We start from the raw sequence: 18,187 nt of genomic DNA, 5'->3' as shown, positions 1-18,187 counted from the left end.
GGACGGCTCCCTCGAGTCGGCGCGCGGGCACTATGTCCCGAAGGTAGGTGCGCCGGGAGGGAGCCACATGTCCGTGGGGGCCGTACGGGTTGCCCCGGGCCCACGGGTGACGCCCCGATGCCTCAGATGCTCCGGGGCTCCTTGTCGCGCAGCAGCCACAGCGAGAACGCCGAACCCAGGAACACCACTCCCGAGACCACGCTGAACGCCACCTGCGTCCCCCCGGACCACATGAAGCTGGTGGACACGTTGAATGCCAGCGAGCAGACGAGCACGAACCAGAGCAGGGCCTTCATGGCGAACTCCCTTGATGCGAGCGGCGACGCGGTGCGTCCTGATGCCTCCATCCTCACTGCCCGGTTCCGTCATCGGCAGGGCGCCCACTCGTCGACCGAAGGTGTAGCAGGCTCCACCCCGCTGCCCAGGTCAGGTCGCATACGCTGATCGGCATGGACGAGGTGGTACGCAGGGCGGGGCGCGCGACGCGGCATCTCGCCATCGGGTTCGGACTCAGCTGCGCGTGCTACGTCCTGCTCGGGCTGATCCTCGTGGGGCTGGCCGCGACCGCCCTGGTGGTCGGTGCGGGGATGCTGCCGGAGACCGTGATGACGGTGCGGCGCTTCGCCGGCTTCGAACGGCGCCGGGTGGCCGCGTGGACGGGAGCTCCGGTCCACGACTCGTACCCGCCGCTGACGGGACCGCTCGTCGAACGACTGCGGAACGCCACCACCGACCCCAGCACTTACCGCGACTTGCGCTGGGTGGTGGCCCAACTCCTTTACGGACTCGTCCTGTTCTACATCGCACTGATCGTCTGGGTGCCGGGGCTGCTGATCGACGGCATCTGGTGCGGGGTGTGCCGGCGGCGACCGGTCGTACTGCCCGTACTGAGCGTGCTCGCCGACCTCGAGTGCGGCTGGTCGCGGGCGCTGCTGACTCCTACGGACAGTGCGGGTCTCGCCCGCCGGGTCGAGGAGCTCGCCGAGACCAGGGCGGGCGCGGTCGCCGCCCACGGAGCCGAGCTGCGCCGCATCGAACGCGATCTGCACGACGGTGCGCAGGCCCGGCTCGTTTCCCTGTCCATGCGGATCGGACTGGCCAAGCGGGCCTACGACCAGAACCCGGTCACCGCGCGCGCCCTGCTCGACGAGGCACAGGACCAGGCCGAGGAAGCCCTCGCCGAGCTGCGGCACGTGGTCCGCGGCATCCATCCGCCGGTGCTCACCGACCGAGGTCTCGACGGCGCCGTACGGGCCCTCGCCGCGAGCAGCGGTCTGGACGTGGAGGTCACCGCCGTCGATGCCGCCGAAGGACCGCGCGCACCGGCCGCCGTGGAGGCCGCCGCGTACTTCGCCGTGGCGGAGGCGCTCACCAACGCGGCCAAGCACAGCGGCGCCGAACGGGCCTCGGTCACTCTCGACCGGACCCCGCGTCTGCTGAAGGTGCTCGTACGAGACGAGGGCTGCGGCGGCGCCGAGACGGCCCTCACCGGATCCCCTGCCGACCCCGAACAACCCCTGGGCACCGGCTTGTTCGGCATCCGGCGGCGGGTCGCCGCCCTGGACGGAACCGTGCGGGTGACAAGTCCCGTCGGTGGCCCTACCGAGATCGAAGTGGAGTTGCCGTGCGCGTGGTGATCGCCGAGGACAATGCCCTGCTGAGAGAGGGCCTGGTCCTGCTGCTGCGTTCCTCCGGCCACGAGGTGGCGGGCGTGGCCGCGACCGGGCCCGAGATCCTGCCGCTCCTCATCGAGCAGCGGCCGGACGCGGCGGTCCTGGACGTACGGATGCCGCCCGGGTTCCGCGACGAGGGACTCAGGGCCGCGCTCGACGCCCGCGAGCAACTGCCGGGACTGCCGGTCCTCGTGCTCTCCCAGTACGTCGAGGAGACCTACGCCGCCGAACTCCTCGGTGGCGGTGCGCGCGGTGTCGGCTATCTACTCAAGGACCGGGTGGGGCGGGTCGACGAGTTCCTCGACGCGCTCGGACGGGTGGCCGACGGGGGCACGGCGCTCGATCCCGAGGTGGTCACCGAGCTGATGTCGCGCCGGCGGCGCGACGACCCGCTCGGCACGCTCACTCCTCGCGAGCGCGAGGTGCTGCAGCTGATGGCCGAGGGGCACGACAATGCGACCATCGCCAAGTCCCTTGTGGTGACAGAGCGTTCGGTGCACAAGCACATCGGCAACGTCTTCACCAAGCTCGAACTGCCGCCCAGTGACAGCGGCCACCGCAGGGTGCGGGCGGTACTCGCGTATCTCAACGCCTGAGGCCGGGCCCCGGTCGACGCATAGCCCGGGGCCCGGCCTCAGCGTGCCGGTCGGTCAGCGCACCGCCCTGCGGGCCGGTGCCAGGGTCCCCGCCAGCGTCGTCACCGCGACCACCGCCACGATCAACAGCCCCTGGAGCGGGGGAAGATACGGGACCGTACGAGCCGTTGCGAAGCTGAATGCGAGCAGCGGTACGGCCGCCACTCCCGCGCCCACCACGAGTCCGGTGGCGGCGATCAGCGCGGCCTCGGCACGCAGCATCCCGCGCAGCTGGGTGCGCCCCGCGCCGACCAGCCGCAGCAGTCGCAGGGCGGGCCGCCGCCCGATCCCGATCAACGTCAGGGTGCTCAGTACCGCGATCACGGTGAACGTGCCGATCGCCGTCACCGCGACGCCGACGAGGATCTCCCCGGCGCGCTGGTCCTCGACCACGAGCCGCACGGGGGCGGGGTGTTGACGTACCGTCACCCCGCTCGAACCGGCCGACTCTGCTACTTCGGCGAGGTGGTGGCGCAGAGCTGCCGGATCGGTGCCGGGGGCTGCCGCGATCAGCGCCTCCGTGCTGCGCGGTTGGCTCATGTGCGAGGCGAGATCGTCGCGGGGAAGGATGAAGTCGCCGAGGGCCAGGGAGCGTTCGTGTACGGCGACGATGCGCGGCGAGCGCTCGGTGCCGTCACCGAAGCGGATCCGGACCCGGTCGCCCGGGTGGAGATCCATGGACCGGGCGCGGTCCCGGCCCACCGACACCGTTCCGGCACCGAGCTGCGACAGCGACCCTTCGTCGGTGCCCGGATCGAGAGTGCGAGGTAGGGCGTCAGGTGTGATTCCGATGACCGGCAGACGCTCGAGTCGCGGCGAGCCCGTCTCGCGGTCCGCCAGGACCACGGTGCTGCGCAGCACGTCGTTCACGGCGGCCACGCCGGGTGTTCCGCGGATCCGCTCCAGGGTGGCGGACGGCAGTCCGTCGCCCGTCGCCGTCAGCGCCAGGTCGGCACGCATCGCCGCCTCCGCCTGCTCATCGCCGGCCCGCGTCATCGTGGCGCCCGACGCGAGCTGTACCAGCACGAAGGCGGTGACCAGAATGACGGGGGTGATCGCCGCGCCGAGACGGCGGGCGCCGGCGGCGCACTCGGCCGCCGCGAGCCGGCCCGTGGGCCCGCCGAAGCGCCGCAGCGGCACCGCCGCCACCCGGGTCGCCCCGCGGGCGATCCACGGACCGAGCACCGCACTGCCGATGACCATGGTCAGTGCCGCCGTACTGGCGGCCGCGGCCGCCACCGTGCCGCTCTGCAGCGTCGCGGTACCGGCCGCGCTGATGCCGAGTGCGAGCAGGGCCAGACCCGTGATGCGCCGGGCCGGCCGCTCTTGACGAGGCTCGGCCGCGGTCTGCCCCAGTGCCTCGGCGGGCCGTGCCCGTGCGACCGGCCCGCAGCCGAGGAACGCGGTCAGCCGTGCGATGCCCACCGTCAGGCCCGCCGTGACCAGAACCGCGGTGAACAACCAGGCAGGTGTGGCCGGTTCGAAGCCTGACGGCAGCGCGCCGCCGGAGCGCAGCAACGCCAGCAGGCCGAAGCAGGCCGGTACCGAGCATGCCGCGCCGAGCAACGCCGGCCACAACGCAACCCGCACCACCTCCCGGCCGACGGCGGCCCTGAGCTGACGCGGGGAGGCGCCTACGGCCCGCAGCAGCGCCAGCTCGCCGGACCGCTGGCGTAGCGCCTGTGCGACCAGGGACGCGACGATCAGGACGGCGATGAGCACCAGCGTTCCCGCGATCGCCCCGCACATCTCCAGGAGCGCGGACCGCGCCGGGGCCGCCGCCAACTGCTCCGCGGAACCCCGCCCGTCGCCGGTGAACACCCGCAGCGCGGTGACGTCGTCGGCCGCCCGCACCTGCGCCCGCGCGTCACGTGCCTTCGCGGCGTCGAGTGCCTCCCGCACCCGGGAGTGCAACTCGCCCGCTCCGACACCCGGTTCGGCGACCAGACCGATGGCGTCCGCCGTCCCCGGATGCCCGGAGAGCCGCCGTGCGGTGTCCGCCGTGAAGTGCACCGCGTCCGTGCTCCCGGCGACACCCACCACGGTGTACGTACGCGCCACCCCGCCCGTGCGCAGCCTCACCCGGTCGCCCGCAGACGCCTCTCGTCCGTCCGGCATCACCACCTCACCCGCCGTACGCGGCTCCCGGCCCGCGTCCAGTGCGTACGGTGCGAGGCCGGCCGCGTCCCAGGAGCTGCCCGTGAGCGCCGTCCGCTCACCGCGCTCGGCCGTCACCGGGAACGTGCTGTCGGGCACCGCCGCCCGTACGCCGTCCACCGCTTCGAGTACGCCGACCACGCGCCACGGCACCCCGATCCGCTCCGTGAGTGCGGACTCGGCCGTCTGCGGGTCGCTGCCCCAGGGCTTCGCCCGGTAGCGCGTCGTCTGGTCGGCCGCCACCACCGCATCGGCGCCCGCATACCGTTCCACGCGCGCATGGCCGAGCGCCGTGGCGCCGACCACCAGGGCGAAGGTGCCGAGCAGCAGCGAGGCCAGGGCGAGGGCCGCGACCACCGCGGCCCATGCCTTGCGGTGCGTCCGCAGCGACCGTGCGGCGATCAGCGCCACACCGGGCGCGGCGCTCACAGCCGGCTCCACTCGTGCAGCAGGCGGCGTACTTCGCCGGCCTCCGGGTCGTCGGTGCGGGCCACGACCCGGCCCGCGTGCAGGAACACCGCCTCGTCCGCCCAGGCCGCAGCGACCGGGTCGTGCGTCACCATCACGACCGTGCGCCCCGCGTCGGCCGCGCGGCGCAGCAGCGCCAGGACCTCGGCTGCGGTGACGGGGTCGAGGGCGCCCGTGGGCTCGTCGGCGAAGACCACGTCCGGCTCGGTGACGAGCGCTCTGGCGACCGCCACCCGCTGTTGCTGACCGCCGGAGAGCTGCGAAGGGCGGTCGTCCGCGCGGTCCGCCAGACCCACCGCCGCGAGCGCTGCCCGCGCCCGGCGCTCGTGGTCCGGACTGTCCGACCCGCGAGCCGTTCCCGCGTCGCCCGCGAGCAGCAGGGGCAGCGAGGCGTTCTCCAGGACGCTCAGCGACGGCACCAGATTCAGGGACTGGAACACGAAACCGATCCGGTCACGGCGCAGCCGCGTGAGTGCCGCCTCGCCGAGGCCCGCCAGCTTCGTACCGCCGATCCGCACCGTCCCCGCCGTCGGCCGGTCGAGTCCCGCGGCGCACTGCAGCAGTGTCGACTTGCCGGAACCGGAGCGGCCGAGGACGGCCACCATCCGGCCGCCCGGCACCCGCAGGTTCACCGCGTCGAGCGCGGTCACCCCGCCGCGGTAGGCGCGGCTCACCCCGTCCAGTGCCAGAGCCGGGGCCGGCTCGGCCAGGACCGTGCCCGCCGAGCCACCTCCCCCGGCAGTCCGAGCAGCATCGCGACGCCAGAACATCTTCACGCCCCTTCGTGTCGCCCCCGGGCCAGGTGCCCGGGAACTGCCCCGGAGCACCCGGGACTTCCTCCTCACGCTAGAAATCCGCGGAGTCGATCACGAGGGCGCAGATACCCGTCCCCGAGGTGGAGCCAGCTCCACCGCCGCGCCCTCGCGGTGCCCTGCGCCCTCACGCCCTTTACCTCCGACGTAATCGACCCGTGGTGACGGACCCGGCACGGTGGTACGCACCGGGCCCCGGGGCGGCGCACTCCGCCCCGGTGTCCGGCCCACCTCGCCCGTGCAGTGCACCGACTCATCGCGGAGGTCACCATGTCGACGTATCAACTCACCGGAATCGCCCGTACTGCCGAGCCGCGGATCGCCCTGCGCCGCTTCCTCGCCGCGGACGCCGCGGTGACGTCCGTCAACGGGCTGGCCTATGTCGCCCTGTCCGGTCCGCTCGGCCGCCTGCTCGGCGTGGACGGCGCGCTGCTGCTCGCGCTCGGCATCGGACTCATCGCCTACGCGGCGGCCGTCGGTCTGCTCGCCCGGCGCACCGACCCGCCGGCCCTGCCCGTGCGCGCGGTCGTCGAGGTGAACCTGGCCTGGTCCGTACTCAGCCTCATTGCGCTCGTCGCCTGGCTCTCGCCGTCCACCGCCGGGGCCGTGTGGATCCCGCTGCAGGCGCTCGTGGTGGCCGGGTTCGCGGGCCTGCAGTACCTGGCACTACGCGCCCGCAAGCTCTGAGCTCGCGGCGTCGTACCAGCTCAACCCGCCAGTGAGTTCAGGTACTTGACCGTCGCCGGGTCGGCCGGGAGCAGTGTCTCGATGGCCAGCTCGGCGACCGTCACATCCATCGGTGTGTTGAAGGTGGAGATCGACGACACGAACGAGAGCAACTGCCCACCGTGCTCGATGCGCAGCGGCAGCGCGAAGTGCGGCACCGGCCCCGCGTCCTCCGGCGACCCTCCGGGGTCGGCCACGGGATAGGCGGCGACCTCGTCGTGCAAGGCCCGCAACGCGTCCGAACGCTGCAGGGCGATCTGCCGGTCCATCTGATGCAGTAGATGTCCCCGCCACTCGGCCAGATTGCGGATCCGCGGAGCGAGCCCTTCCGGGTGCAGGGTCAGTCGCATCGCGTTGACGGGCGGCTCGAGCAGATGCTCGGGCAGGCCGTCCAGGAGCAGCATGATCGCCCGGTTCGCGGCGATCACCTGATACGTGGCGTCCACCACGAGCGCCGGATACGGCTCGTAGCCCTGCAGGAGCTGTTCGATCGCTTCCCTGAGCGTGTCGAGCGCGGGATCGTCGAGCGGGGTCTCGGGGAACCTCGGGGCGTACCCCGCGGCGAGCAGCAGGGCATTCTGCTCCCGTACGGGCACGTCGAGGTGCTCCGCGAGGCGCAGCAGGAAGTCCTCGCTCGGGCGCGACCGGCCCGTCTCGACGAAACTGATGTGGCGGGCCGAGGAGTCGGCGCGCAGCGCCAGGTCCAGCTGGCTGATCCGGCGCTGCTCGCGCCAGCCCCGCAGGAGGGGGCCTACTCCCTTGCCCGGCGCGCCAGTTGTCATGCGGGAACGGTATCCGATCGGTGGGCGTCCGGCCGTGTCGCGTGGCAGGCTTGGACCAGGGGGCGAGCCCCGCGGGATCTGGTGGCGAGCCCCTCGGACCAGGGGCGAGTGCCACCCGTACCACGCATCGAAGGAGCGCGGCCATGCCGGTCGAACCGCTGTCGCAGCAGGACATCGCCACCCGTCTCACCGAACTGCCCGGCTGGAGCCACGAGGGCGACCGCCTCGCCCGTACGTACCGGCTCGGCTCGCACTTCGCGGCGGCCGCCCTCGTGATGCACATCGCCCAGGTGCAGGACGAGCTCGACCACCACTCCGACCTGGCGCTGGGCTACAACACGGTCGGCATCGCGGTGAACACCCACAGTGCGGGCGGCGCGGTCACGGCCAAGGACTTCCACCTCGCCGCCCGGATCCAGCTCCTCGCCTCGGCGCACGGCGCCGAGTGACCTGTCCGCCGCGCCCCGCTCCATTTGCTGGAACGGCAACCCGGCTTGCCCTTCCGTGCGTGGCGGCCGAGGGTGGAGGCGAATCGAGCGGCGCGACGGAAGGCGGACGGTCATGGGCGGCCACCAGCACGGTCAGGGGCATGCGGCGGAGCACGGGCACGGCGGCGGCCATGCGCACGGGGGTGGTCACGCACAGGGCGGTGATCACGGGCACGGTGGGTCGGATGTCGACTGGGACGCGATGGGGGACATGCTGGAGCGGCGGGGCGAGCTCTACACGCCGCTCTACCGGCAGATCGTCGACGACCTGGCGAAGCTGATCGGTGAGCCAGGCCGGGTGGTCGATGCGGGCAGTGGGCCCGGCGTGATCTCCACGCTGCTCGCCGAAGCGTTTCCCGACGCCGCGGTGACGGCCGTCGACGAGGCGCCCGATCTCCTGCGGCGTGCGCGTACGCGGGCCGAACGGCTGGGCGTGGATGACCGGTTGACCACCCTGCGCGCCGAACTCCCCGACGGACTCGGTGACATGACCGACGCCGACGTGGTCTGGCTCGGGCAGGCGCTGCATCATCTCGGAGACCAGGGCGCCGCACTCGGGGAGTTCGCGCGTCGGATGGCGCCCGGTGGTGTGCTGGTCCTGCTCGAGGGCGGGCTTCCCGCACGGTATCTCCCACGCCAGTTCGGGTTCGGCCGGCCCGGGCTCCAGGCGCGGATGGACGCACTGCACGCGGAGTGGTTCGAGGAGATGCGGGCGGGGCTGCCCGGGGCGAAGGAGGAGACCGAGGACTGGTCCGCACTGCTCGCGCAGGCGGGGCTGCGGCATGCGGGGTCGCGTACGTATCTGCTCGATCTGCCGGCGCCGTTGTCGGATGTGGGGCGTGAGCATGTCGTGGCGACGGTTGCGCGGATGCGGAGTGGGTTGGCGCAGGGGCTTGCGGAGGACGATGTGCGGGCGCTGGACCGGCTGTTGGATCCTGCGGATCCCGAGAGCCTGTATCGGCGGGGCGATCTGTTCGTGCTGGATGCGCAGACGGTGCATTTCGCTGTGCGTTAGGTGCATCGCCCTGGAGGGGTGTTCACACGGCTGGTGCGTGCCGGGTGCCGTGAGTGCCGTGGGTGCCGTGCGCGACTTTCCGGACATGCCCGAGGGGGCCGGGTGCGCCGTTGCCGGGATGATTCCCCCGTTGCGGCGCCGGTCGACCGCAGGGCTGGCAGGGCCGGATGGACCGGCGTAGCGCGTGCGGAACATGAAGGAGCCCGGCCAAGGTCGGCCGGGCTCCTTCTGGTGGTGCCGGGTGGGGCTAGTACGCGTTCATCTCCGCCGGGTCCGAGCCGAGGCGGCGGCCCTCGTCGAGGGCCGCGATGGCGCCGAGGTCCTCTTCGTCGAGCTCGAAGTCGAAGACGGCGATGTTCTCCTCGATCCGGGACGGGGTCACGGACTTGGGGATCACCACGTTCCCCAGCTGGAGGTGCCAGCGCAGGACCACCTGGGCCGGCGTCCGGTCGTGCTTGCGGGCGACGGCCGCGATGGTCGGCACCTCGAGGAGGCCCTTGCCCTGGCCGAGCGGCGACCAGGCCTCGGTCGCGATCCCGTGCGCCGCGTGCAGGGCGCGGGACTCCGCCTGCTGCAGCTGCGGGTGCAGCTCGATCTGGTTCACGGCGGGGACGACGGACGTCTCGCCGAGCAGCCGCTCGAGGTGCGCGGGCAGGAAGTTGGAGACGCCGATCGCCTTGGTGCGGCCGTCCTCGAGCAGCTTCTCGAGCGCCTTGTACGTCTCCACGTAGATGTCCCGGTCGGGCACCGGCCAGTGGATCAGGTACAGGTCGACATAGTCGAGGCCCAGCTTGTCGAGCGAGGTGTCGAAGGCGCGGAGCGCCGCGTCGTAGCCCTGGTCGGAGTTCCACAGCTTGGTGGTGACGAAGAGCTCGTCGCGGGCGACGCCCGAGGCGGCGAGCGCGCGGCCCGTCCCCTCCTCGTTGCCGTAGACGGCCGCAGTGTCGATGCTGCGGTATCCGGCCCCGAGCGCGGTGCCGACCGCCTTCTCCGCCTCGTCGTCCGGCACCTGCCAGACGCCGAAACCGAGCTGCGGCATGCTGACGCCGTTGTTGAGAGTGATGGTGGGGACCTTGCTCACGGGCTCTGGATCCTTACGTGGTCGGGTGTTACGACCAGCGTCAACGATCAGCGGCTTTCGCGCATTCCCCGGAGCGGTGACGGTTCTGTGCGTGTTGGTGCGAGCCGCCGCCGTGTCCGCCCGCTCAGGCCGCCGCTGAGCCCAGATACGCGTCCCGTACCCGGGGATCGGCCCGGACGTCGGCGGCGGTTCCCCGGGCCAGGACAGCGCCCAGGTCGAGTACGACCACCCGTGAGCAGAGCTCCATCACGAAGGCCACGTTGTGCTCCACGAGCAGGACCGCGCATCCCTCCTCGTCGGCGAGGCGGCGGACCACCGCGGCGAGGCGGGAGCGTTCCGCCTCGGTCATGCCGGAGGCGGGTTCGTCCAGGAGCAGGACGCTCGGCGGGTCGGCCACCGCCCGCGCCAGCTCGACCATCCGGGCACGGCCGACCGGCAGTGCACCCGCGTACGCGTCGGCGCAGTCGGCGAGGCCGCAGAAGCGCAGCACCTCTGCCGCCCGCGCGCGCCGCGTCCGTTCCCTGCCGCGGCGGGTGGGCGCGGCGAGCAGGTCCGCGGCGAAGCCGCCTCCTCGGCCGCGCCACTCCTGGGCGACCACGAGGTTGTCGGCCACCGTGAGCTGGCCGAAGAGCTGCTGGCGCTGGAAGGTGCGGCGCATCCCGTGCCGGGCCCGCCACACCGGCGAGCGGTGCGTGATGTCACGGCCGTCCAGGACGATGCGTCCGGCGTCCGGCCTCCGGATGCCGGAGAGCACGTCGAAGAGGGTGGTCTTTCCGGCGCCGTTCGGGCCGATCAGGCCGCACACCTCACCGGGCCCGACGCCGAGTGCCACGCCGTCGAGGGCCCGGATGCCGCCGAAGCGCACACCGATGCCTTCGGCCCGCAGGATCTGCCCGTCCGCCGTGTCCGGGTCGGTGGGGTCCGTCCCGCCCGACCCGTTCGCATCCATGCCGCTCATGTCCGCGCCGCTCCTTCCGCCTCGCCGGTGCCGGCCTCAACCGCACTCGCCCCACCCGTGCGGGAGCCTGCGTCCGCAGGTGCTCCGCCCGCGCGTACGCGGGGACCGTCCGCCTGCTCCGCGGCGATGCCCAAGTACGCCTCGGTGAGGTGCTCGGCGCGTACCTCCGCGCGCGGGCCGCACCACGACAGGCGCCCCTGCGCCAGATAGGCCACCGTGTCCGCCACGCCCAGGACCTCCGCGGCCTTCTCCTCGACGAGCAGCAGCGCGGTCCCGGCCGCCCGCAGTTCCTGGAGCAGACCGAACACCTCCTCCACCACCCGCGGAGCGAGCCCGAGCGACGGCTCGTCGGCGATGAGCACCTCCGGGGGCCGCTGCAACAGCGGTGCGAGGGCGAGGAGTTGCTGCTCGCCGCCGGACAGTGAGCCCGCTGGAACCCGACGGCGCGCCGCGAGACCCGGGAAGCGCCGACACACCGCATCGCGGTCCTCGCGGTCGGACAGATGCAGGGTGAGGTTCTCCTCGATCGTCAGGGCGGGGAAGATGCCGCGGCCCTCGGGTGCGAGCAGCACTCCGGCTCGCGAGCGCGCGACCGGGCCACCGCCGGTGACGTCCCGCCCCGCGACGTGCACCTGGCCCGAGGACGGGGACAGCAGACCGGCCGCCAACCGGCACATGGTCGACTTCCCGGCACCGTTGGGCCCGAGCAGAGCCAGGATCTCGCCGCTGCGCACGGCCAGGTCCACGCCGTGCAGTACGGGCGCCCCGTCGTATCCGGCATGTACGTCTTGCAATTCGAGGGCCGGCGGTGCGGTGTCGTCGGCCGGCGAACGCGGTGCGGGGACCGTCCGGCCGGCCTCGGAGGCCTTCGGTGGCGCTGCCGCCCGCGCCGCCCGCCGGTGGTGCAGCCGAGTGGGCAGCGCCGCGCAGTACCCGTCCGGGTCGTTGGCGAGCGCGAGACCGGCCAGGCCGAAGAGGATCACCGGCAGGTGCGCGGACTCCGTCACGTAGTCGGCGAGGACATGCGGCACGAGGGCGAACACCAGGCCGGCGACCACGGCGAACTGCGGCCTGCGCACCCCGGCCGCCACCACCACGGCGAGCCAGATCAGCCCCGTCATCGCGGTGAAGTCGGTAGCCGTGACACGGGTGTTGTACGACGCGTACATCACTCCGCCGAACCCGGCGAGCCCCGCGGACAGCGTGAACAGCATCAGTTTCGTACGGACCACCGACACCCCGGACGCCAGTGCGGCAGCCGGCGCCGAGCGTACGGCCAGCATCGCCCGCCCCGACGGCGAGGATCGCAGCGCGCTGAGCGCCGCCACCGCGGCCGTGACCAGGACGACCATGGCCACACCCATCGCCCGGTCGTCGGTGAGGTCCACCGGTCCGAAGATGGGGCGCGGGATCTCCCAGCCGGTGTCACCGTTGCGCAACCAGCCCATCTGGAACAGGACTTGATCCGCCAGGAAGGCGAGCGCGAGCGTGGCCAGGGCCAGCGAACGGCCTCCGAGCCGCAGCGCGGGCAGCGCCACCAGCGCGCCGAGCACCGCGGCCGCACACGTACCCACGAGCGCCGCGGCGATGAACGGCCAGCCATGACTCATCAGGAGCCCCGCGACCAGCGCGGCCCCGCTGACGAACGTGGCCTGAGCGAGCGACACCATCGCCCCGAGGCCGGTCACCACCGTGAAGGAGATGAACACCAGGGAGATCGCCAGGCCTTGGGCGAGAATGCCGCTCCAGAACGGCGTGGTCACGGTGTAGAACGCCGCCGCGAGGAGTACGGCCGCCCCTGTCCATGGTCCCCAACGCCGCACCCAGGAGCGCCCGTCGAGATAGTCGACGGGCGGTGCGTCGGTGGCGCTCGTCCCCGCTGCCCGCTGCCGCCGGGTCATCACAAGCAGCCCGCCGAACAGGATGATGAACGGTACGGCGGTACGGAACCCGGTGATGCCGTCGGCGAAAGAGGCGTACCCGGCGACCAGATTCTGCAGCACCCCGAGCGCGAGCCCGCCCGCGAACGCCAGCGGGATCGAGGCGAACCGCCCGAGCACGGCAGCCGTCGCGGACACGAACAGGAACAGCGTGAAGTCGTGCGAGGAGAGGCCGAGCAGCGGGGTGGCGAGCACCCCGGCGAGTCCGGCGAGCGCCGACGACAGCATCCAGGCGACCGAGGAGAGCCGGTCCGCACTCATCCCGCGCAGCTCGACCAGGGACCGGTTGTCCACCGAGGCGCGCAGGCGTAGACCGAGTGGCGTGTGCCGCATCAGGGCCCACAGGCCGACCGCGACGACAGCGGTGGTCACCCAGGTGATCAGCTGGTCGGAGTCCACCCCGACACCGTCCATCAGCTGCCAGTTGACGGCGGGGCTGGGGCCGACCCCTGCCAGGCCGAACTGGTTCTCGGCGGGCTTGACCGAGGCGCCGGCGCCCTCCAGGAGCTCGACGATCCACAGGCCGAGCGCGGGCAGCGCGACGAGCAGGCCGATCGTCGCGACGATCTGCGCGGTCTCACCGACCCGGGCCAGTTTGCGGAACATCAGCCGGTCGAGTCCCCAGCCCAGCGCCGGGGCGAGCACACAGACCAGGAGCAGCGCGGTCGGCACCGCGGGCCAGCCGAAGCCGGAGTGCAACTCGTAGAAGGCCAGAGCACAGAGATAGGCGGTGGCACCGTGGGCGAAATTGAAGAGCCCCGAGGCCGAGTACGACAGCACGAGACCGGTCGCGAGCAGCGCGTAGAGCGCGCCGGACACCAGTCCGCCCAGGATGAATCCGAGCAGGTCAGCCATGGTGGACCGTCCTACTTGAAGGGAATGGAGGAGTGGCACTTGAACGGCGCGGCGATCTCGTACGCCCCGCCCTCGAGCCGGACGAGCGCCCCGCAGCCGAACGCCTCGCGCTGTCCGTCGGGCAGTGCGCGGTCGCCGACCATGGTCCCGGTGTCCGAGTAGGAGCCGGCCGCGCGCTGGAAGGACTCCACGGTCAGGTCGCGGCCGGCCTTCTCGGCGAGGGAGAGGAAGAAGTCGGCGGACATGTAGCCGGTGAGCATATGGATGTTGAGCGGTACGTCCTTGCCCGCGGCCTTACGGATATCGGCCTTGAACTGCTGCATCCGCTCGCTCTTCGACTCGAACGGCTCGAAGGACAGGAAGACGTGCACGCCGTCGAGCGCCTTCCGGGTCGCCTTCTTGGCCAGCAGTCCGGGGTCGTAGTCGGTGGGGTCGCTGAGGATGCCCTGGTATCCGGTGCGCTTGACGGCGGTGAACAGGCCGATGTTGTACGGGGTCTGCATCACCGAGAGCACGGCGTCGGGTGCCTTGCCGCCGTCGCTGCGCAGGATCTCCTTGGTGTACGCGGACCAGTCGTTGGGCGTGCTGGTGGCGGGGACGGAGGCCTTGGCGTAGGTGACGTCGAACCCGGCGGCCTTGAAACCCTGCTTGTAGGTGCGGATGGCGAACGTGCCGGCGTCGTTGTCGTTGGCGAGCAGGGCGACGGACTTGCCCTTGGCGCCGCCGAGCACGTGGGTGAGGCCCTCCGGCCAGGTCTGGGTGATGCTGCCGCCGGGCATCGGGACCAGGCAGCCGCTGTAGCCGTAGATGTGCTCGGGGCCGCAGAATTGCGGGACGGTGCCCCAGCCGAACGTCGGCACCTTCTCCTTGTCGAGGAAGTCGGCGCCGGAGAAGGTCACGGAACTCATCGGCGAGACGGCGAACACCTTCTCCTGCTGGACGAGTTTGCGGGCGGCCGCGAGGTTCTTGCCCGGGTCCTGGCCGTCGTCCTCTGCGCCGAGGTAGTCGATCTTCCGGCCGTTGACGCCGCCTTCGTCGTTGGCGCGGTCGTAGCGGGCTCGCGCCCCGAGGTCGGTGTCCTTCTTGCTGTAGCCGCTGGCGGTCGTCATCGAGACGATGCCGCCGACCTTGATGGAGTCGTCGGTCACCCCGCGTGAAGTACCGCCCTTGTCGGAGCCGCCCGCCGAAGTGGCGGCGGAGTTGCAGGCGGTGGCGAGGAGCAGGGCGGCGGTGGCAGCGATGAGGGTGCGGAACGGTCGCAGCACGTGGTGATCCCTCCGTCGGAGGGGCAACCGCAGGGCCACCCCTGTCCGGCGTGATTCTGTGCGCGACCTGATGAACCGTCAATAACTGACGCATCGGTAATTGATGAACCGTCAGGAAGATGGTCGGGCTGTGTGGCCGATGGCTCGGCGGGGGAGTCCGGCCACTCCGGAGGCGGCCCGTTCAGGCGTGGTACAGGGCCTCGACCTCGGTCGCGTACGCCTGCTCGATCGCCTTCCGCTTCAGCTTCAGGGACGGCGTGAGCAGCCCGTGCTCCTCGGAGAACTGGTGGGCCAGTATCCGGAACGTACGGATGGACTCGGCCTGCGAGACAAGGGTGTTGGCGGCCACCACGGCCCGGCGCACCTCCGTCTCCAGATCGCTGTCCCGGACCAGCTCGGCGGGTGTCAGGCGGGGCTTGCCGCGCATGTTCAGCCAGTGGTCTATGGCCTCGCCGTCCAGGGTGACCAGGGCGGCGATGTACGGGCGGTCGTTGCCGACCACGATGCACTGGGCCACCAGCGGGTGGTCGCGCACCCGCTCCTCCAGTTGCGACGGCGAGACGCTCTTGCCGCCCGAGGTCACCAGGATCTCCTTCTTCCGCCCGGTGATGGTGAGATAGCCGTCCTCGTCGAGGTGGCCGAGGTCTCCGGTGGACAGCCAGCCCTCGTTGAGGGTGGCCTCGGTGGCCTTCGGATCGCCCAAGTAGCCCTGGAACACGTGGCGTCCGTACACCCACACCTCGCCGTCTCCGGCGATGTGCACCGTGGTGCCGGGGAGTGCCTGGCCGACCGTGCCGAAGCGGGTGCGCTCCGGCGGATTGGCGGTGGCGGCCGCGGTCGTCTCGGTGAGGCCGTAACCCTCGTAGATGATCACTCCGGCACCCGCGAAGAAGAGCCCGAGCCGGCGGTCCATGCCCGAACCGCCGGACATCGCATGCCGGATCCGGCCGCCCATCGCCTCGCGCACCTTGGAGTACACCAGCTTGTCGAACAGCTGGTGCTGCATCCGCAGACCGGCCGACGGGCCGGGACCGGTGCCGAAGGCCTTGTGCTCGAGCGCGTCCGCGTACTTCACCGCCACCTCGACGGCCTTCTCGAAGGCCCCGAGCCGGCCCTCGGACTCGGCCTTGCGCCGTGCCCCGTTGAAGACCTTCTCGAAGATGTACGGGACCGCCAGGATGAACGTCGGCCGGAACAGCACCAGGTCCGGCATCAGCGACGCGGCGCTCAGGTCCGGTTGGTGGCCCAGCTTCACCCAGCCGCGGATCGCCGCGATCTGCACCATCCGGCCGAAGACGTGCGCCAGCGGCAGGAACAGCAACGTGGCCGCTTCGTCCCCGCGCTTGGAGTGGAAGACGGCCTCCCAGCGCCCGATCGCGGTGTCGCACTCGAACATGAAGTTGGCGTGCGAGATCACACAGCCCTTGGGCCGCCCGGTCGTCCCCGAGGTGTAGATGACGGTGGCGACCGAGTCCGGCATCACGGCCCGCCGGTGGCGCTGCACCACCTCGTCGTCGATGTGCGCGCCCGCAGCGGTGAGTTCACGGACCGCGCCGGCGTCGATCTGCCACATGCGCTCCAGATACGGCAGGCGGTCGATCACCGAGCCGACGGTCATCGCATGGTCCTCGTGCTCCACCACGCAGGTCGACACCTGTGCGTCGTGCAGCATCCAGAAGACCTGCTCGGCCGACGACGTCGGGTACAGCGGCACCACCTGCGCGCCGATCGTCCACAGCGCGAAATCGAAGAGCGTCCACTCGTAGCGGGTACGGGACATGATCGCGACCCGGTCGCCGAACCGCACCCCGCCGGCGAGCAGGCCCTTGGCGAGGGCCACGATCTCGTCGCGGAACCGGGCGGCGTCGACATCGCGCCACTGGCCGTCCACCTTGCGTCCGAGCACGGTCCGCGTGGGGTCGTCCTCGGCATGGTCGAACACGACATCGGCGAGCCCGCCTACCGGCGGCGCCGAGGTCAGGGGTGGGGAGGTGAACTCGCGCAATGGTTCTCCTGAGAAGGGCCCTGGGTGCGCCTCGCGCTGCCAGGGCTTGTCCACTGATCCGAGCGGCAAGCCCCAAGCGCCTCGCACAGCGCGGTGACCGTACCCCACGGTGACGGACGGGTGGGAGGGGTGTCCAGGGTCGGACGCGCGGTAATCGCCACAGGTCAGCGGGCGAAATCCGGCCACAAGGGTGGAGGCCGGGGCAGAGTCCTGACCAGTCGGTAAGTTCCGCTGCCGCAATCTCCACGGAATGTGTACGCGGTGGTCACGGTCCGGGCGCGCCAGGTCCGTGTTGTGCGCCGTCACGTCCGGCCGCGCTGCAGCCGGTCCCCGCCCGCCAGGATCGCGTGGGCGAGGGCACGGGCCGCCCCCTCGGCGCGGTCCCGTCCGCCACGGCCGTGCAGCAGTACGAAGTCCACGCCGCCGAGTTCGGGGAGTCCGGCCCTGACGCGCTCGAGGCCGGGCGGGACGAGGCCGCGGGTGTGGGCCATCACGCCGAGCCCGGCGCGGGCCGCGGCGAGCAGGCCGTTGAGGCTGCCACTGGTACAGGCGATGTGCCAGGACCTGCCGTGCCGCTCCAGGACGTCGAGCGCCCGCGCGCGGGTGATGCCCGGCGGCGGGTAGACGATGAGCGGCACCGGACGGGCCGGGTCGAGTCGCAGGCCGTCGGCGCCGACCCAGATCAGTTCGTCCCGCCAGACCACCGACGACGCATCGCCCGGTGCGTCCTCCGGCCGGCGCTTCGCGAGGACCAGGTCCAGCTGACCCTCGGCCAGCCGCCGGTGCAGTGTCCCCGAGAGCTCCACGGTCAACTCCAGGTCGACCTCGGGATGCTCGTGCCGGAAGGCCTTCAGGATCTCCGGCAGCCGGGTCAGTACGAAGTCCTCCGATGCGCCGAAACGAAGCCGCCCGCGCAGTCGCGTGCCGGTGAAGAACTCCGCCGCCCGCTCGTGGGCGCCGAGGATCGTGCCCGCGAAGCCGAGCATCGCCTCGCCGTCGTCGGTCAGCTCCACGCTGTGGGTGTCGCGGGTGAGCAGCGGACGGCCGGTCGCCGCCTCCAGGCGCCGTACGTGCTGGCTGACGGTCGACTGCCGCACGCCGAGGCGGCGGGCGGCCTGCGTGAAGCTGAGGGTCTGCGCCACGGCCAGGAAGGTCCGCAGCTGTGCGGGGTCGTACATGGAGCGACGTTATCGCGAACCGTGATGACAGTCAGTCCCGCGGAACGGATTCCCGATCACGGCGATCAGGTGGACGATGGAGAGGGCACGCTGCGCGCCCGGCGACCCACCAAAGTGGCGGGAAGCGGAGCGAGCCGGCCGAAGTCCTT

Annotated in this window: 15 protein-coding genes; 5 read left to right on the top strand and 10 right to left on the bottom strand. The window is 71.9% G+C overall.

From position 1 onward, the window contains the following. Positions 1-122 precede the first annotated feature (122 nt). Positions 123-296, bottom strand: coding sequence for a hypothetical protein (locus DSC45_RS35885; RefSeq protein ID WP_162929353.1), 174 nt, complete (start codon positions 294-296; stop codon positions 123-125). A gap of 153 nt (positions 297-449) precedes the next feature. Here DSC45_RS35885 and DSC45_RS26460 point away from each other — a divergent pair, with 153 nt between their 5' ends. Together DSC45_RS26460 and DSC45_RS26455 are read left to right on the top strand one after the other, a co-directional pair. Next, positions 450-1,637 carry a sensor histidine kinase gene (locus tag DSC45_RS26460; RefSeq protein WP_119294450.1) on the top strand — a complete coding sequence of 396 codons (1,188 nt, stop codon included), beginning with the start codon at positions 450-452 and terminating at the stop codon, positions 1,635-1,637. After that, complete coding sequence (locus DSC45_RS26455) at positions 1,625-2,269, top strand: LuxR C-terminal-related transcriptional regulator (RefSeq protein ID WP_119294449.1); 645 nt, start codon at positions 1,625-1,627, stop codon at positions 2,267-2,269. Before DSC45_RS26460 ends, DSC45_RS26455 begins: the two co-directional genes overlap by 13 nt. A 54-nt stretch (positions 2,270-2,323) precedes the next feature. On the opposite strand, the gene DSC45_RS26450 is transcribed toward DSC45_RS26455, so the two are convergent. Both DSC45_RS26450 and DSC45_RS26445 read right to left on the bottom strand, forming a co-directional pair. Continuing rightward, positions 2,324-4,894: an FtsX-like permease family protein gene (locus tag DSC45_RS26450; RefSeq protein ID WP_119294448.1), complete on the bottom strand. Its 2,571-nt coding sequence runs from the start codon at positions 4,892-4,894 to the stop codon at positions 2,324-2,326. Beyond that, on the bottom strand, positions 4,891-5,703 hold the full coding sequence (locus tag DSC45_RS26445; protein WP_119294520.1) for an ABC transporter ATP-binding protein: 813 nt from the start codon (positions 5,701-5,703) through the stop codon (positions 4,891-4,893). Before DSC45_RS26445 ends, DSC45_RS26450 begins: the two co-directional genes overlap by 4 nt. Before the next feature lie 312 nt (positions 5,704-6,015). Between DSC45_RS26445 and DSC45_RS26440 the strand changes: the two genes are divergently transcribed. Further along, a complete protein-coding gene (locus DSC45_RS26440) occupies positions 6,016-6,432 on the top strand; it encodes a hypothetical protein (protein WP_119294519.1) in 417 nt (138 codons plus the stop codon). 20 nt (positions 6,433-6,452) lie between these two features. Here the strand turns inward: DSC45_RS26440 and DSC45_RS26435 are convergent, their stop codons facing one another. Continuing rightward, positions 6,453-7,253 (bottom strand): helix-turn-helix domain-containing protein, encoded by an 801-nt coding sequence (locus DSC45_RS26435; RefSeq protein WP_119294447.1) that lies wholly within the window; start codon positions 7,251-7,253, stop codon positions 6,453-6,455. Positions 7,254-7,396: 143 nt separating this feature from the next. Between DSC45_RS26435 and DSC45_RS26430 the strand changes: the two genes are divergently transcribed. Continuing rightward, a complete protein-coding gene (locus DSC45_RS26430; RefSeq protein ID WP_119294446.1) occupies positions 7,397-7,702 on the top strand; it encodes a 4a-hydroxytetrahydrobiopterin dehydratase in 306 nt (101 codons plus the stop codon). A gap of 112 nt (positions 7,703-7,814) precedes the next feature. Continuing rightward, complete coding sequence (locus DSC45_RS26425) at positions 7,815-8,756, top strand: class I SAM-dependent methyltransferase (RefSeq protein ID WP_119294445.1); 942 nt, start codon at positions 7,815-7,817, stop codon at positions 8,754-8,756. Between the two features lie 247 nt (positions 8,757-9,003). Here the strand turns inward: DSC45_RS26425 and DSC45_RS26420 are convergent, their stop codons facing one another. The 6 genes from DSC45_RS26420 to DSC45_RS26395 all read right to left on the bottom strand — a co-directional run bounded on the left by DSC45_RS26420 (position 9,004) and on the right by DSC45_RS26395 (position 18,038). Next, positions 9,004-9,837 carry an aldo/keto reductase gene (locus DSC45_RS26420; protein WP_119294444.1) on the bottom strand — a complete coding sequence of 278 codons (834 nt, stop codon included), beginning with the start codon at positions 9,835-9,837 and terminating at the stop codon, positions 9,004-9,006. Positions 9,838-9,961: 124 nt separating this feature from the next. After that, positions 9,962-10,786: an ABC transporter ATP-binding protein gene (locus tag DSC45_RS26415; RefSeq protein WP_119294518.1), complete on the bottom strand. Its 825-nt coding sequence runs from the start codon at positions 10,784-10,786 to the stop codon at positions 9,962-9,964. 5 nt (positions 10,787-10,791) lie between these two features. Beyond that, a complete protein-coding gene (locus DSC45_RS26410; protein WP_119294443.1) occupies positions 10,792-13,590 on the bottom strand; it encodes an ABC transporter permease subunit in 2,799 nt (932 codons plus the stop codon). An 11-nt stretch (positions 13,591-13,601) separates the two neighbouring features. After that, positions 13,602-14,855 (bottom strand): ABC transporter substrate-binding protein, encoded by a 1,254-nt coding sequence (locus DSC45_RS26405; protein ID WP_119294442.1) that lies wholly within the window; start codon positions 14,853-14,855, stop codon positions 13,602-13,604. Positions 14,856-15,036: 181 nt separating this feature from the next. Next, entirely contained in the window at positions 15,037-16,860 is a 1,824-nt protein-coding gene (locus tag DSC45_RS26400) for an AMP-dependent synthetase/ligase (RefSeq protein ID WP_119294441.1), read from the bottom strand. Between the two features lie 302 nt (positions 16,861-17,162). Continuing rightward, positions 17,163-18,038 carry a LysR family transcriptional regulator gene (locus DSC45_RS26395; RefSeq protein WP_119294440.1) on the bottom strand — a complete coding sequence of 292 codons (876 nt, stop codon included), beginning with the start codon at positions 18,036-18,038 and terminating at the stop codon, positions 17,163-17,165. Positions 18,039-18,187 lie beyond the last annotated feature (149 nt).

The organism is Streptomyces sp. YIM 130001 (assembly GCF_003574445.1).
In the GTDB taxonomy this organism is placed as follows: domain Bacteria; phylum Actinomycetota; class Actinomycetes; order Streptomycetales; family Streptomycetaceae; genus Streptomyces.
This window is presented reverse-complemented; position numbering and strand designations above follow the sequence as displayed.